Origin of the sequence: Nocardia aurea, assembly GCF_003123685.1 — a bacterium.
Lineage (GTDB): Bacteria > Actinomycetota > Actinomycetes > Mycobacteriales > Mycobacteriaceae > Nocardia > Nocardia aurea.
Genome location: NZ_QCYJ01000103.1, coordinates 447,469 through 463,492, shown reverse-complemented (window position 1 = coordinate 463,492; position 16,024 = coordinate 447,469). Strand labels below are relative to the sequence as shown.

13 protein-coding genes are annotated in these 16,024 nt (G+C 66.4%); 9 read left to right on the top strand and 4 right to left on the bottom strand.

What is annotated here, in order from left to right; genetic code table 11:
* Positions 1-2: 2 nt before the first annotated feature.
* The 6 genes from tal to DAT37_RS23250 all read left to right on the top strand — a co-directional run bounded on the left by tal (position 3) and on the right by DAT37_RS23250 (position 7,371).
* Positions 3-1,151 carry a transaldolase gene (tal, locus tag DAT37_RS23275; RefSeq protein WP_109526939.1) on the top strand — a complete coding sequence of 383 codons (1,149 nt, stop codon included), beginning with the start codon at positions 3-5 and terminating at the stop codon, positions 1,149-1,151.
* Between the two features lie 3 nt (positions 1,152-1,154).
* Positions 1,155-2,711 (top strand): glucose-6-phosphate dehydrogenase, encoded by a 1,557-nt coding sequence (gene zwf / locus DAT37_RS23270; protein WP_109526938.1) that lies wholly within the window; start codon positions 1,155-1,157, stop codon positions 2,709-2,711.
* The gene (gene opcA, locus DAT37_RS23265; protein ID WP_109527350.1) at positions 2,708-3,616 is read left to right on the top strand and encodes a glucose-6-phosphate dehydrogenase assembly protein OpcA; all 909 of its coding nucleotides are present in this window, start codon (positions 2,708-2,710) and stop codon (positions 3,614-3,616) included. Before zwf ends, opcA begins: the two co-directional genes overlap by 4 nt.
* On the top strand, positions 3,609-4,397 hold the full coding sequence (pgl, locus tag DAT37_RS23260) for a 6-phosphogluconolactonase (protein WP_109526937.1): 789 nt from the start codon (positions 3,609-3,611) through the stop codon (positions 4,395-4,397). Before opcA ends, pgl begins: the two co-directional genes overlap by 8 nt.
* A 191-nt stretch (positions 4,398-4,588) precedes the next feature.
* Positions 4,589-6,805: a thiamine pyrophosphate-dependent enzyme gene (locus tag DAT37_RS23255; protein ID WP_232839983.1), complete on the top strand. Its 2,217-nt coding sequence runs from the start codon at positions 4,589-4,591 to the stop codon at positions 6,803-6,805.
* An 86-nt stretch (positions 6,806-6,891) separates the two neighbouring features.
* Complete coding sequence (locus DAT37_RS23250) at positions 6,892-7,371, top strand: SRPBCC family protein (RefSeq protein WP_109526935.1); 480 nt, start codon at positions 6,892-6,894, stop codon at positions 7,369-7,371.
* Here DAT37_RS23250 and DAT37_RS23245 read toward each other — a convergent pair.
* The gene (locus DAT37_RS23245; protein WP_232839937.1) at positions 7,368-8,324 is read right to left on the bottom strand and encodes an alpha/beta fold hydrolase; all 957 of its coding nucleotides are present in this window, start codon (positions 8,322-8,324) and stop codon (positions 7,368-7,370) included. The two genes, DAT37_RS23250 and DAT37_RS23245, sit on opposite strands and share 4 nt — an antisense overlap.
* A gap of 75 nt (positions 8,325-8,399) precedes the next feature.
* Here DAT37_RS23245 and DAT37_RS23240 point away from each other — a divergent pair, with 75 nt between their 5' ends.
* Positions 8,400-9,248 carry an SDR family NAD(P)-dependent oxidoreductase gene (locus DAT37_RS23240; RefSeq protein ID WP_109526934.1) on the top strand — a complete coding sequence of 283 codons (849 nt, stop codon included), beginning with the start codon at positions 8,400-8,402 and terminating at the stop codon, positions 9,246-9,248.
* A 233-nt stretch (positions 9,249-9,481) separates the two neighbouring features.
* The gene (locus DAT37_RS23235) at positions 9,482-9,793 is read left to right on the top strand and encodes a putative quinol monooxygenase (protein WP_157978629.1); all 312 of its coding nucleotides are present in this window, start codon (positions 9,482-9,484) and stop codon (positions 9,791-9,793) included.
* 16 nt (positions 9,794-9,809) lie between these two features.
* On the opposite strand, the gene DAT37_RS23230 is transcribed toward DAT37_RS23235, so the two are convergent.
* Complete coding sequence (locus DAT37_RS23230) at positions 9,810-10,088, bottom strand: YggT family protein (RefSeq protein ID WP_109526932.1); 279 nt, start codon at positions 10,086-10,088, stop codon at positions 9,810-9,812.
* Positions 10,089-10,702: 614 nt separating this feature from the next.
* Here DAT37_RS23230 and DAT37_RS23225 point away from each other — a divergent pair.
* Positions 10,703-12,256 carry a recombinase family protein gene (locus DAT37_RS23225; RefSeq protein WP_109526931.1) on the top strand — a complete coding sequence of 518 codons (1,554 nt, stop codon included), beginning with the start codon at positions 10,703-10,705 and terminating at the stop codon, positions 12,254-12,256.
* 200 nt (positions 12,257-12,456) lie between these two features.
* Here DAT37_RS23225 and DAT37_RS23220 read toward each other — a convergent pair whose 3' ends face one another.
* Both DAT37_RS23220 and DAT37_RS23215 read right to left on the bottom strand, forming a co-directional pair.
* Complete coding sequence (locus DAT37_RS23220; protein ID WP_198654392.1) at positions 12,457-14,220, bottom strand: replication initiator; 1,764 nt, start codon at positions 14,218-14,220, stop codon at positions 12,457-12,459.
* A gap of 320 nt (positions 14,221-14,540) precedes the next feature.
* Entirely contained in the window at positions 14,541-15,974 is a 1,434-nt protein-coding gene (locus DAT37_RS23215; RefSeq protein ID WP_109526930.1) for a cell division protein FtsK, read from the bottom strand.
* Between the last annotated feature and the right edge of the window lie 50 nt (positions 15,975-16,024).

Here is a 16,024-nt window from a genome sequence, read left to right as displayed (position 1 = left end):
CCATGACACAGAACGAAAACGTCGCCGCTCTCTCGGCCGCAGGCGTCTCGGTATGGCTCGACGATCTGTCCAGGGACCGGATCCAGTCCGGTAACCTCGCCGAACTCATCGCCACCCGCGGTGTCGTCGGAGTCACCACCAACCCGACGATCTTCCAGGGCGCCCTGAGCCAGGGCCACGCCTACGACGCGCAGATCAAGGATCTCGCCGCCCTCGGCGCCGACGCCGACGCCGCGATCCGCACGATCACCACCGACGACGTGCGCGCCGCGTGCGACGTCTTCCTCCCGGTGTTCGAATCGACCAACGGGGTGGACGGGCGCGTCTCCATCGAGGTCGATCCGCGCCTGGCCTTCGACGCGGAGAAGACCACCGCGCAGGCGGTCGAGCTGTGGAAGATCGTCGACCGGCCGAATCTGTTCATCAAGATCCCCGCGACCGAGGCCGGCCTGCCCGCCATCAGCGCGGTGCTCGCCGAGGGCATCAGCGTGAACGTGACGCTGATCTTCTCGGTCGCGCGCTACCGCCTGGTCATGGGCTCCTACCTCGACGGCATCGCCAAGGCCAAGGTCGCCGGTCACGATCCGGCCCGGATCCACTCGGTCGCCTCGTTCTTCGTCTCCCGCGTGGATACCGAGATCGACAAGCGCCTCGAGGCCATCGGCACCCCCGAGGCCCTCGCGCTGCGCGGTAAGGCGGGCGTTGCCAACGCCCGGCTGGCCTACGCCGAGTACCAGGACGTCTTCGACGGCGGCGCGCACACCTCGACCTACGCCCATCTCGCGGCGTCGGGCGCGAACCGGCAGCGGCCGCTGTGGGCGTCGACCGGTGTCAAGAACCCGGACTACTCCGACACCCTCTACGTCACCGAACTGGTGGCGAAGAACACGGTGAACACCCTGCCGGAGAAGACCCTCGAGGCCGTCGCCGACCACGGCGAGGTCCGCGGCGACACCCTCAGCGGGACGGCCGCCGAATCGCAGGCGGTCTTCGACGCGCTGTCCGCCGTCGGGATCGACCTGGACGACGTCTTCACCGTGCTCGAGACCGAGGGCGTCGACAAGTTCGAGAAGTCGTGGGAAGAACTACTTTCCGCGACGACGGAAGAACTGGGCGCCGCGGCGTCCGATTCGGCGGGCGAAAGCGCCTGATCCATGGCCGGCACAGCAGAGGTCTGGAAGAACCCGCTGCGCGACGAACGGGACAAACGCGTCCCACGCATCGCGGGACCGTGCAGCATGGTGATCTTCGGTGTCACCGGGGATCTGTCCCGGAAGAAACTGATGCCGGCCATCTACGACCTGGCGAACCGGGGGCTGTTACCCCCCGGTTTCGCCCTGGTCGGCTTCGCCCGGCGTGACTACGCGGACGAGGATTTCGCGAAAGTCGTCCTCGACTCGGTGCGCGCGCACGCGCGCACGCCTTTCCGCCAGGAGGTCTGGGACCACCTGGCGGAGGGAATCCGTTTCGTACAGGGCACATTCGACGACGACGCCGCCTTCGGCCGTCTCGCCACCACGCTGGCGAATCTGGACGCCGAACGCGGCACCGGGGGCAATCACGCCTTCTACCTGTCGATTCCGCCGAATATGTTCCCGGTGGTGCTCGATCAGCTCTCCGAACACAAACTGGCCCAGCCCGATTTCGTCGACGCGCAGGGCCGCACCCCGTGGCGCCGTGTGGTCATCGAGAAACCCTTCGGGCACGACCTGGAGAGCGCGGTCGAACTGAACGCACTGGTCAACCGGGTCTTCCCGGAGGAGACGGTGTTCCGGATCGACCACTACCTGGGTAAGGAGACGGTCCAGAACATCCTGGCGCTGCGTTTCGCCAACCAGCTCTACGACCCGATCTGGAACGCCAATTACGTCGACCACGTCCAGATCACCATGGCCGAGGACATCGGACTGGGTGGGCGCGCGGGCTATTACGACGGTATCGGCGCCGCCCGCGACGTGATCCAGAACCATCTGCTCCAACTGCTCGCGCTCACCGCGATGGAGGAGCCGATCAGCTTCCAGCCCAGCCAGTTGCAGACCGAGAAGATCAAGGTGCTCTCGGCGACGAAACTGGTGGCGCCGCTGGAGGAGACCACCGCGCGCGGGCAGTACGCCGAAGGCTGGCAGGGTGGCGAACACGTGGTCGGACTGCTGGAGGAGGAGGGTTTCGACCCGCAGTCCAAGACCGAGACCTACGCCGCCATCACCCTCGAGGTCGACACGCGGCGCTGGGCCGGGGTGCCGTTCTATCTGCGCACCGGAAAACGGCTCGGCCGCAGGGTGACCGAGATCGCGGTCGTCTTCAAGCGCGCGCCGCATCTGCCGTTCGACCAGACCATGACCGAGGATCTCGGCCAGAACGCCCTGGTCATCCGGGTGCAGCCGGACGAGGGCATCACCACGCGCTTCGGGTCCAAGGTGCCCGGCTCCAGCATGGAGGTGCGTGATGTCAACATGGACTTCAGCTACGGCGAGGCGTTCACCGAATCCTCCCCCGAGGCCTACGAACGCCTGATCCTGGACGTACTGCTCGGGGAACCGTCGCTGTTCCCGGTGAACGCGGAGGTCGAATTGTCCTGGAGCATCCTGGATCCGGTGCTGGACCACTGGGCGGCCGACGGCACGCCGGAACCGTACGAGGCGGGCACCTGGGGTCCGCCCTCGGCGGACGAGATGCTCGAGCGCACCGGCCGGGAATGGCGGCGGCCATGATCGTCGACATGCCCGCCACCACGACCGGCGCGGTCACCAAACGCCTGATCCGGTTGCGCGAGAACAACGGCGTCATCACCATGGGCCGGGTGCTCACCCTGGTGGTGTGCACCCTGGACAGTTCCGAAGCCGAGGACGCGATCGACGCCGCCAACGACGCCAGTCGCGAACATCCCTGTCGCGTCGTGGTGCTGGCGCGCGGTGACCGTGACGCCGAGACCAGACTCGACGCCCAGATCCGCGTCGGCGGCGACGCGGGCGCGGCGGAGGTGATCGTGCTGCGCCTACAGGGCGAGCTGATCGCCCACGAGAGCAGCGTCGTGATCCCGTTCCTGCTGCCGGACACCCCCGTGGTGGCCTGGTGGCCGCGCGGCGCCCCGGAATTCCCGTCCAAGGATTCGGTCGGTCGCCTGGCGACCAGGCGGATCACCGACGCCACCTTCGCCGCCGATCCACAGGCGACGATCAGGAAACGGCGCGGTTCCTACGCGCCGGGCGATACCGATCTGGCCTGGAGCCGGATCACCTACTGGCGGGCCCTGCTCGCCGCGGCCATGGACGAGCCGCCCTTCGAGCCGATCGAATCGGTGACGGTGTCGGGCCTGCGCAACGAGCCCGCGCTCGACATACTCGCGGGCTGGCTCGCGATCCGGCTCGGCTGCCCGGTGCGCAGGCACTCGGGCGCGCTCGAGGTCAGGTTGCACCGCCCCTCGGTGTCCATAGCCATCGAACGCCCCCAGACCGGGCGCACCGCAACGCTGACCCGCACCGGGGATCCGGACCAGCGAATCGCGCTGGCGCGCCGGGAGACTCGCGACTGTCTGGCCGAAGAACTGCGTCGGCTCGATGCCGACGAGATCTACGCCGAGGCGCTCGCCGGAATCGAGAAGGTGACCTATGAGTGAGACGCCGGGGCAGGAATACGCCGACCAGGGCAAGCGGGTCACCAGGGAATTCCCCTCCGACATCGTCGAGGTGCATCCCGATACCGACGCGCTGGTCGCCGCAGCGGCGGCCAGATTCGTCGAGGTCGTGGTGGCGGCGCAGGCCGCGCGCGGATCGGCGTCGGTGGTGCTGACCGGCGGCGGCACCGGTATCGGCCTGCTGGAGCTGGTGCGCAAGGAGCCGGGCGCGATCGACTGGTCGGCGCTCGACATCTTCTGGGGTGACGAACGTTTCGTGCCCGCCGACGATCCGGAGCGCAACGATCTACAGGCGCGCCGGGCGTTGCTGGATCATGTCCCGGTCGATCCGGCGCGCGTGCACCCGGTCGCGACCTCGGACGGGGAATACCCCGACCCGATCGAGGCGGCGGCCGAGTACTCTACGGCGGTGCACGCACATCTGGCCGAACACGGCGCCTTCGACCTGCACCTGCTCGGCATGGGCGGCGAAGGACACGTGAACTCCCTGTTCCCGCATACCGACGCGGTCCGCGAGGAACACGAACTCGTTGTCGCGGTGACGAATTCACCGAAACCACCGCCGGTCCGAGTGACGCTCACGCTGCCGGCCGTGCGCCGTACGAGGCATGTCGTGCTCGTCGTGGGCGGCGCGGCCAAGGCGCAGGCCGTCGCGGACGCCATGGGCGGGGCTTTTCCGGTGGACATCCCCTCGGCGGGCGCCATCGGCACCGAATCGACGACATGGTTGCTGGACAACGAGGCCGCAGCGGCGCTGCGCTGACTCGACTTTCTGATAGGAGGGGTCGGGGTGCCGACCAGCAATTTCGTCGACGGTATCCATCGAGGGGACACCCGGTGAGCCGTTCCGAGAGTGAACTCGACCAGCGACTACGCGAGGGTATCGCGGCGCTGGTCGGTCCTGCTTCGCCGCCGTCGGATCGTGCGGTCGCGCCGGGGATTTCGGGCGAGGCGATGCTCGAACTGTTCCAGGCACAGGCCACGAGCAGGCAACTCGATCTGGCGGCCCGGCGGCTGAGCAGCGCGCGGCGCGGCTACTACAGCATCGGCTCGTCCGGGCACGAGGGCAACGCGGCGGTCTCGGCGGCGTTGCGCACGACCGACCCGGCACTGTTGCACTACCGGTCCGGCGCGTTCTTCGTCCATCGCGCGCGCCGGGTGCCCGAACTCGACCCGATTCTCGATGTGCTCCTCGGCGTCGTCGCGGCGGCCGCCGACCCGATCTCCGGTGGCAGGCACAAGGTCTACGGCAGCAAGGCCGCCAACATCATTCCGCAGACCTCGACGGTGGCGTCGCATCTGCCCCGCGCGGTCGGGCTCGCCTTCTCCCTCGAACGTGCCGCACGGCTGGGTGTTTCGAGCGAATGGCCCGCGGATTCGGTGGTGCTGTGCAGTTTCGGTGACGCGTCGGCCAACCACTCCACCGCCACCGGCGCGATCAACGCCGCCGTCCACACCGCGCACCAGGGTGTCGCGGTGCCGGTGCTGTTCCTGTGCGAGGACAACGGCATCGGGCTCAGCGTGCCGACACCGTCGGACTGGATCGAGTCCGCCTACGGGTCCCGCCCCGGCCTGCGCTACTTCGACGCCGACGGCTGCGATCCGGTGGACGCCATGACAACCGCAGCGGCGGCCGTGGAATGGGTGCGCAAGCACCGCAAACCGGCCTTCTTCCGCATGCGCACCGTCCGACTGCTCGGTCATGCCGGATCCGATGTCGAATCCGCCTACCGCAGCCCGGGCGATATCGCCGCCGATCTCGAACGAGATCCGGTCCTGGCCACCGCGCGGGTACTCGTGGGCACCGGAACCGCGACTCCGCAGGAGATTCTGGCCCGCTACGACCTCATCACGCACCTGGTGTCGGTGACGGCCCAAACGGTGTGGACCAAACCGAAATTGGCCTCCGCCGCCGCCGTGACCGCCCCGATCGCGGCGGCGAACCCGGACGAGGTGCGCGCCGATGTGCTCAGGACCACCGCGGCCACCGATACCGAGGCCACCGAAGCGGCAGCCACGGAGGCGGTAGCGAAAGAAGCGGTAGCGACAGAAGCGGTGGCGACCACACCCGCCGATTCGTCGGCCAACGGTTCCGCCGCCGAACCCGACCCGATGACGCTCGCGCAGGCGATCAATCACACCCTGGCCGAACTGCTCGACCGTGACCGCGACATTCTCGTCTTCGGAGAGGACGTCGCCCGCAAGGGCGGCGTCTACGGGGTCACCAAGGGGCTGCGGAAGCGGTTCAGCGCGCGCCGGGTTTTCGACACACTGCTCGACGAGCAGAGTGTGCTCGGCACCGCCCTCGGCGCCGGGCTCGCCGGATTCGTGCCGATTCCGGAAATCCAGTACCTGGCCTATGTCCACAATGCCCTCGACCAGTTGCGCGGCGAGGCCGCGACACTGTCGTATTTCTCGGACGGGCGCTACCGCAACCCCATGGTGGTCCGCATCGCCGGACTGGCCTACCAGAAGGGTTTCGGCGGCCACTTCCACAACGACAATTCGGTTGCGGCACTGCGTGATATACCGGGCCTGGTCGTCGCGGTGCCCTCGCGGGCCGACGACGCCGCGGCCATGCTGCGCACCTGCGTCTCGGCCGCGCGCGTGGACGGCCGGGTGTGTGTCTTCCTCGAACCGATCGCGCTCTACCACGCCCGCGATCTGCATCCCGGCGACAAGGGCTGGCTGGCCTCCGGCGCGCCCACCGACCATGTCGAGATCGGTCGCGCCCGAATCCACGGCGACGGAACCGATCTCACGATCGTGACCTTCGCCAACGGCGTCCCGATGAGTCTGCGGGTGGCCCATCGTTTCGCCGAGCGCGGAATCAAGGTGCGCGTACTCGACCTGCGCTGGCTCAACCCGCTGCCGGTGGAGGATCTGCTGCTGCACGCTCGCGCCACGGGCCGCGTCCTGGTCGCCGACGAGACCCGTCGCAGCGGCGGCGTCTCGGAATCGGTCGTCACCGCACTGCTCGACGCGGGCTTCGAGGGCCGGATCGGGCGGGTGACCAGCGAGGACAGTTTCGTGCCACTCGGCCCGGCCGCGGACAACGTCCTGCTGGACGAGGCCGCGATCGAATCCGCCGCCGATACGATCCTCGGCACCACGAACCGACGCGGCGTCACATTGATGCGCAGATTCCGGTCGCCGACACGATCCCGGTGAATCGACGGTCGGGCCCGCGGGAATTTCCCCGGCATGGAAATACAGTGGAGAAGTAACTTCTGACCGGCAGCGGAAGGACGAGGCTCATGACCACGAGTTCCACGCTCGGCGAGGTACGCCCCGAGCACGACCGGCCCGTCGACGGCGCACGGGTACTGCTGCACTATCAGCGCTCCTACCCGCGGCCCGTCATCGACGTCTGGTCCGCGTGTACCTCCCGCGAGCAGTTGGGGCGTTGGCTCGGCACCGTCGCGGGCGAGGGCGCGGATCTGACCGTCGAACCCGTCGACGGCCCGGTCTCCGGTCCACTCGACGTGCGTGTCGAGCGCTGCGAGGCGCCGCACGCACTCGTCGTCCGTATCGACGGCCGTGACCTGGAGTTGCGCCTCACCCAGGTCGGCGTGGTCACCACCGTCGAACTGATCCGTCGCGACCTTCGGCCCGACGAAGCCGAGGCCATCGGTCCGCGCTGGCAGTACCTGCTCGACCGCCTCGGCGCCCACCTCGAATCCAGGCCGCTGCCGCGGTGGGCGGGCTATCAGGACCTGGCCGGGGAGTACCGCTAGCGGGCTCGGGCGGCCAGATCGCGGAGATGGTCGACGATGAGCGCGTTGACCTCCTCGGTCCGTTCCAGCTGGATCAGATGACCGGCGTCGGCGATTTCGGTGACCGCGCGCAGATCGGGCACGTGGGCGCGCAGGGTGCCCAGCGGATCGTGGCCGCTGAACCCCTCCATATCGGTGTCCCTGTCGCCGTAGAGGAAGTACGCGGGGACGGTGACGTGGGCGTCGGCGTAATCGGCCGTGAGTTCCCAGTTGCGGTCCAGGGCCCGGTACCACGCGAGTCCGCCGGTGAATCCGGTGCTCTCGAAATCCTGGGCGAGCGTGTCGAGGTCTTCGCGGGAGAACCACCGCCACGGCAGCGGCGGGGCCTCGGGGAGCACGTCGAGGTATCCGGTGCCCTCGGCGGGATGACGCCAGGTGTCGAGGTAGTGGTAGTCGGCGCTGAGGGAGAAGTAGACGCGCGCCAGGAATTCCCTCGGGCTCGCGCCGAGTTCGACATCGGCGACACCGGGCTTCTGGAAGTAGTCCAGATGCAGGAAATGACGTGCGGCGGCCTTGGCCCACAATTGCGAGGGCGGACGGGGCGGACGGGGCGCGAAGGGATTGTTGAGGACGATGACCCCGCTGACGCGTTCCGGGGCGCGCAGCGCCAGCTCCCAAACCAGCGCGGCGCCGAAGTCCAGCCCGACGAACACCGCCCGTTCGGCGCCGATATCGTCGAGCAGCGCGAGCAGATCACCGATGACGGCGCGATTGGTGTGCGAATCGGGTTCCTCGCGCACCCGGGTGCGACCGTAGCCGCGCAGGTCCGGGGCGATGGCGCGGTAGCCTGCCGCCGCGACGGCCCCGAGCTGGCGATTCCAGATGTACCAGGTGTGGGGGAACCCGTGGCAGAAGATCACCGGAGGCCCCTCCCCCTGTTCTGCGACGTGCATCCGTCCGCCGTCGATGGTCACGAACCGATGCGCCGACTCCACTATCGCCTCCAAAACTTAGAACGTGTTCCTATTTCACGGTAATGTCCCGAAGTCGTGAACGGAATACCAGAGAAACTCGGCGGCAGCGTGGCCGTCGTCACGGGGGCGAGTCGCGGCATCGGGAAAGGCATCGCTCTCGAATTGGGAGCGGCGGGCGCCACCGTATTCGTGACCGGGCGATCGGTCACGCCGGGACACCTGCCGGGAACGGTGCACGGCACCGCCGCCGAAATCGACGAACTGGGCGGCGTCGGTATCCCGTTCGTCTGCGACCATCGCGACGACGACGCGGTCGCGCGATTGTTCGAGCGGATACGTGACGAATACGGCCACCTGGATGTCCTGGTGAACAATGTCTACAACGCGCCCGCCGCGGCCCGCTGGCTCGGCAAACCGTTCTGGGAGGTGCCGCCCGCCGCGTGGGACGAGACTTTCGACGTCGGTGTGCGATCCCATTACGCGGCAGCCGTATTCGCCGCTCCGCTGTTGATCGAATCGGGTGGCCTCATCGTCAATATCTCCTCGCCCGGCGCCGAGCGGTATATGCACAATGCCGTCTACGGGGTGGCCAAATCCGCGCTGGATCGACTCACCGCCGACCTGGCCCGGAATCTGACCGATACCGAGGTCACGGTGGTTTCGCTGTGGCCTGGCATCGTCGATACCGAGCTACTCCAACTGGTGCCCGCCGATGCCGAGGGACGCAGGATCGTCACCCTGCCCGGCGAGGGCGCTTTCGATCTGGACACCGCCGAGACACCGCGCTTTCCCGGCCGCGCGGTCGTCGCGCTCGCCACCGATCCGGACCGGCGCGCCCGTACCGGATCCGCTTGGCGCGTCGCCGATCTCGCGGAGCACTACGGATTCACCGATGTCGACGGGCGCATTCCCCGCAACGACTGATTTCGGCCCGCGCCGGCGGCGGGCCGCGAACGGCCTCCGGCGTCGATTCCAATTTCCGGCGAAACCCGTTGCACCACGCGATAATCCGATCGCGCGTCGATACGGACCACCGGTGGGGCAATTCCAAGTCGGTGCTAGTCTGGCTGCGGCCGATGACCGGATCGAATTCCGGATGCCATGACCGGCAATTCGGCTTCCCTGTTTCCGTCCGCATTTCCGCAAGGAGCGCTCGAATGCCGCAGGTCGCGTTGGTCTCCCGGGTCAAGGCCAAGGAAGGCAGGGCCGAGGAGTTGGTCGCCGCTTTCGGTCCGGTATTCGAACAGGTCGAACGCGAACCCGGCACGCTGCTCTACGTTCTGAATAGGTCCAAGGATGATCCGGAGCTGTTCTGGGTCTCCGAGATCTACGCCGACGACGACGCGTTCACCGCACACCGCGACAGCGCGGCGATGTCGGCGGCCACACCCGTACTCGGCGATCTCATCGCGGGCGCCGAACTCATCGTCGGCGAACCGGTCGCGGCCAAGGGTGTGCTCGCCCGGTAGGCGAGCACACCGCGCGTCACAGACTGAAGAAGATCGACCGCAGCACCAGCGCCACGATGAACACGATCGTGAACGCCAGGTCGATCGCCATCCCGCCCGCGCGTATCGGCGGCAGCACCTTGCGCACCGGCGCGATCACCGGTTCGGTCACCTTCTGGGTGACATCGCGGGCCCGCAGCACCCACGGCGACCTGGTGTTGCCGAGCAACACCACCCAGTCCAGAATCATCCGCGCGATCAGCACCACGATAAACAGCGTCAGGGCGTAGCCGAGCACTGCTCCGATGAGGCTCATGACCAACTCCTTATGTGTCGGCCGAACCGGCCGTCTCTCGGTATCAACGGGCCCGTCCGCGTCGAAGTGTCCGGGTGGCCGTGTTCTCAGCCGACTATCAGGATCGGACAAATCGGGCGAGCGCGAAGGATGGTGGGATGGTCGCGCCACCCACCCCGTCTCTGCCGAGATCGTAGTTCCCGCACCACGCCGTCGTCGGGCGGCGCGTCCATCCGGCCACCCTTCGCTAACTATCCCGCAAACTTCCGGCGAACCACAGTCGGCCTTCGTAGACTCGATCCTGTTCCGCGAGAATCGGAATGCACGGGCGGTCGGCGCACCTACGTCGACCACCGTCATGCTGGAATTGCACCGGGGCGGGGAGCTTTCCCCGAGCACCCTGATCCCCTGACCCCGGTGCTTTCAGCGTCCCCGTACCGCGACAACGGCCCCTCGTCGATGCGGGGCTCTCACCGACAAGGGGCCGTTCATATTCGTGGCGGCCGATCCGGAACTCTTCGATCGGAGTCGCGGAACGCCGGTGACCGAGCGGGGAATTACTTCGCGGGCTTGGGGGCGGGGGAATTGATGGTGGAGAACTTCACTTAGGGGGGTCAGCGGCGTAACCTGGTCTTATGCCGCTGAACCCCAACGACTTCCGCGATCTCGTTGCTGTCATCTATGCGCGAGTGTCACAGGACAAGAGCAAGAATCTTTCGGTTCCCGCACAGGTCCAGTGGGGCCGTGAGCAGTGTGAGCGGTTCGGGTGGCCGGTCGCCAAAGTGATCACCGATACCGATATCGGCGCGACTCGACACAGCTTGAAGGTGCGTCCGGGGTATCTGGAGTTGCCCGCTCATTTGGTGCCCGAGCCCGGTAAGCCCCGTCGCGTGCTGGTCACTCGTTCGAGCTCGCGCGCCAATCGTCAGCTCGGCGACTTCGCAGACTTGCGGGACTTGTGCGCCGAACACGAAACGTACTGGTACAGCGGCGGACAGCTCTACGATCTGGACAATCCGCAGGATCGGCGCATCCTTGCCAACGAAGCGGTTGAGAACGAGTACGGGCCGGAACAGAGTCGATTCGATTCGATGCAGCAGCTTTCGCGGAACTTCGCCGATGGGAAGCCACACGGCAAAGAGGCTTTCGGCTACCGCATCGCCTATGAGCGCGGCAAGGCCGTAGCCCGCGTGATCGATGAGGGCAACAGCAGTCTGATTCGCGAAATGACCAGACGTGCAATCAGTTTGGAGTCTACGTCCAGCATCGCTCGCTGGTTGACCAGTGCACGGATTCCAGTTCCGAGCGCCGATATGGCTTTGCCGTGCCGTAAGTGCTCGGTGACCCAGGGTCGGCGGGTTCTCGAGGCGGTGGACCGTCGTAGTTGCCCGTGCGACAAGGCTTGGATGACCGAGTGGGATCACATCGCTGTTCGGAATGTCTTGCTCAGTCCGACCATCGCGGGCTTGCGAGGGCACAAGGACCGTAAGACCGGTGTTGTCTCCACCACCCCCGCGCAGTGGGAGGCGATTATTTCTGTCGAGGAGCGTGAGAGTTTGCTCCGACTGTTCGCCTCCCCGGGCCGACGTGCCCACAATCGCGGCAGCGCCCCCCGGTGGTTGCTCTCCGGTATCCCGAGGTGTGGCAAATGCACGACCGGCCGAATCATCACCCATCGAAGCGGAGCGAACCGGCCTCGCACTTACGAGTGTGAGAACTATTGCGTCGCCCGTGATGCGGAGTTGGTAGACGCCCTGGTCGAGGAGACAGTGTTGCGCAAGCTCGAAGACCCGGAGTTGCTGGCAGCGCTCGAGCGCAGCGACGCCGAAACCCAAGCTCTGGCAGCCGAGGCCAAGCGGGCACGTGCTGTCTACGAGAAGTGGATTGCCGAAGCGATCCAGGCCGAATTGTCGCCGCTGGAGATCAAAGCCTACAAAGACGCCAAGCTGCCCGCTGTCAAGCAGGCCGAGGCCCGCGCACAGGCAGCAATGCCGATGCCTCATGTCGTGGCAGCCGCAGGCCCGGACGCTCGCGATGTCTGGCACGACGCAGACCGGACCCCGTTGCAGGCCAAACGGGACATCATTCGATCGCTGCTGTCGATCACCCTGTATCCCGCTGGGAAGAAGCGCGGATTCGGAGGCCGTCCCGGTGTGGAGACGATCGATATTCAGCCCCTGGTCGCTTGAGGCCCGCTCTTTGCTATTTTGAAGGCTCGTGCCGATCGCCCCTTGTTTCTGCGGCGGCGCGCCCCTGTCGGTGGTGGGACGAGGCGTAATCCCCGTTCCACCACCGACGCAGAACCGCCAACTGATCAGCGGTGAGCGGTCCCGATAGTCGTTGCTGGACCTCATCGAGGTAAGCAAGTTCCTCCGGACTCCATTTCCGATCACGGGGCCGCTGTCCCATCGCGACCACCCCCACCCCCATCGAGCGCCGCACCGGTCGCCGAACTCCCCGTTGCCGAACATGTATCCGCTAACGAACCGTCGTCCGCGTGGTTGTCTCCATCCGGGTGCTGTGCCGCATACAGCGCGTTGTCGTATTCCGCGCGCCAGGCGATGCGTTGCCCGATTGCCGAGAGCAGCATTTTCGTTCGTGAGGGCATCCGGGTGCCCGGTGCCACTGTCGCCCAGGTGTATTGCCGGGGATCTTGGGCGGGTTTGTCCAGGCCCACGGCCGCGAGGGTGCGTCGCACGAACTCCAGTCGATCGGCTTTGTGGTCACCGAGGGTCTTGCCCGTCCATTCTTCCGAGGTCAGTACCCGGTTTCCGGGTAGTGCGAGGGTTTCGCGTCGGTGTGCGCGGCCCTTGCAGATTCCGGGTACCGTTTTGGCGTTCGCGCCCTTGGGGACGATGCCGTAGAGCAGCCAGATAGCGCACCGCGGACCACACGGTGTCCGGCACAGCGCCGCGTGTAACCGGTCGTAGTGATCGAGTTGGCGAGAGGTACGCGCCTCGAGGACTTCGGTGACCGACTTGGTGAGGTACTTGCACAGATACCCGATCGCCTCACCCGCTGCTTTGGTACCGGCCGCGATCCCTTGCACGTCGATACGAGGCCCGAACGCCGCTTTGTGCGCCGGTTGGTCGGTCGGGCCGATCGCGTCGAGAGCGTCTTCCCACCCGGTCAGCGGGCGATGGGTGCGAGGGTCGGTGAAGGTCGCGGCGTGTTCGTCCCACACCGGTACCGCCGCCCCCGGATAGACCATCTCACCGACTCGCGGCCACCAGACTTGGTGGTAGGTGGCTTCGTTGACCGCGATGAGCAGCGCGCGGGGGATCGCGCCACGTAGGGCGATGTGCAGGTGGGGAGCGCCGCGTTTCTGTGGCTCGACCACCGCGAAGTATTGAACGTTCCAGCCGATCGCGCGTCGGAGGTTCTGTATCCAGCGGGAGAACAGGCGTGAGCAGGTGATCGCGTCCCACGCCGCGCGCTGATAGTCGTAGGCGCCGGGGTTGCGTGCGGAGCCGTCGCCGTAGACCTTGCCGTAGCTGGGCATGGTCAGCGTGACGAACATCGACGAGTAATGCCCGCCCAGCTCACTGCCGACAGTCCGGTCAGCGACCTCGAGACGCGGCAGGGTCTTGGGAACGTCTTGGCGTCGCCGGGTGGACCGTTTGCGCGGTGCCTTCGGTGTCGGGCCTTGCGTGATCTCGTCGGCCGCGCAGTCTTTCGGAGCCTTGCCTCGCATCCCCAGGGCCGCTAGCTCGCTGTCGATCCACACGAACTCCGCTTCGATCTCAGCGACCTCAGCCGTATTGCCGACCTCGCGCGCCTCATCGAGCATCGCCCCCAGATCCGCGCGGTATCCGATCAAACCTTCCTGGTCGTAGGTCGGACGAGCACGGGCTCTGACCGGTTCTGTGGTGGCGTGCCACCCTTCCCGGCACTGTGCCTTACGCAACGCCCGAGCCTTGCGCGCGCACGGCCCACACTTGGATTCCAGCGTGGCCCCACACGGCACCGGAACGAACGTCGTGCGCCCGGTCCGGGTATCGGTCTGCTCGAGCACCACCGGGCGCACACAGACCCCGCGCCGATCCGCCGCCACTATCGCCACTTCCAGCATCGACGGCCCGTGACCGGGGGTGATGACCTGTCCGTCTTCCCCGGTGACTTCCACCGGGTCATCCAACAAGCTCGATTGCATTGAATACTCCTGTCCCGCAGCCGAATACACGGGCACCGAACCGGCCGACCGTCGAAATGACAGAGCCGGTCCGGTGACCGCAGGAATCGAAAAGCAAAGTGCCGGAACAGGAGTCAGAGGTGGTGTGCCGCCGCCGGTACGACGGACACGGGAGCGTCAACACGCCGGGAGAAAATCAAGAATCGAGGGGTGCGCAGAGGCGCAATCAACCATCGAGAGGGGCGCTCAACATGCGCCGGGAGAGAAAAGATTCAGGGGACGCCAACCGCGTCGGGAGAGTTCTAGTGCTACAGACCAGAGTGCAGAATTACTGCGAATGATCAGGCGATCAAAGGTTTGCCGGAGCCATCAAGACCGTCCCCGCGAGGAGCAGGCGGGTAGGTATCCATGATCCATCCGATATCGTCATCGGTGACCCAGAAGGCCCGCACCCGCGTGATATCGGTGGACGCCTCATGTTCGACATACCCCAATCCCGGTGTGGTTTCAGGGATTTCGTCACACAGTGCGCCCCGGTCGCGGCCGGTGGTGCCGAACACCATGTTCGGTTGTGTGGATTCGGCCATGCGTAAACCGATCCGATAGCTGAATAGCTGCCGCTGTTCCAAGATGGCTTTGCTCGGGTCTTGGATGCATCCCGCCACCGGAACCGCCATCGCGCGGGACTGGGTGAGCACGATCCCCAGATACCGCAGAATCTCGTCTTTGATCTTGCGATCGGAGTAGTAGGCGGTCAAACTCGCCGCCTCATCCACGATCACCAACACCAACGGTTCGCGCACCGACGGAGTGATACGTCGCTCGGGCCGGTCCATATACAACTCGCCACGAGCCTGCACCATGTCGGCCGCATCCTTGAGGATGCCCAACGCCTGCGTGCCGTTGTCGTAGGCGAAACGAGCGAACCACCGGCGAGCGGCACCGAATTCAGCACCGCCCTTGGGGTCGATCACCCACAACACCACACGGCCCTCACGGATCGCCGGACCCAACGCCGCGATCAGTGACCAGATCACCGACCCCTTACCGGAGCCCATCATGCCCGCGACGAGGATCTGATTGCCGAGCAGGCGAATACGCCACGGCTCACCCATCTCGGTAACACCGATCGTGAGTGCGGTCAGGTCGCAGGACTTCGCGTCCACCCGGGGCAGCGGCACCGGATCTTGCAGAATGTCCTTGTGGATCACCTGCAAGCGCACGAACCCGGAATCGGTGTGACGCACCCGCACCCCGACCGCGCGGAAGGCGTGGCGTAGAGCGTCGGTCTGCGCGGCCCAGTCCGCGACCTTCTGACCGGCCACCATCCGAATCAACAGTTCGTCGGCCACATCCCCGATGACGACCTTGTACAGGAACGGCGTCAGAACCCCGGTGTCGAGGATCTTGGTCAGCCCGTGCGTGGCGGTGAGTTTGTTCCAGCCGACCTTGTACCGCGACCACGACAGGAACCGCGATCGCATCCGGCCCCACACCCAACGCCGCCACGACCCCGGCCACCAGGCCCACCAACTCACCCACCCCGCGAGAGTGAGCACCAACATCGCGACCCCCAACGGCCAGCCCTGCCACCACCACCCGGCACCGGACGCCACCAACGGCAACGACACCATCGGGAACAACCCCGCCCACAACACCAACAGGCCAGCGCCCTGCACCACGGCCACCAATAGCTTGACCAGCAGCAACCCCATCGTGTCGAAGAAGTCCGGGCCGCGTGCACTCGGATTCTCGTAATCGGCCGAACGTGCCATCATCGTTTCCTCTCGTGTGTTGTTGCGTGAAATGTCGTGCGAGTTGAGTT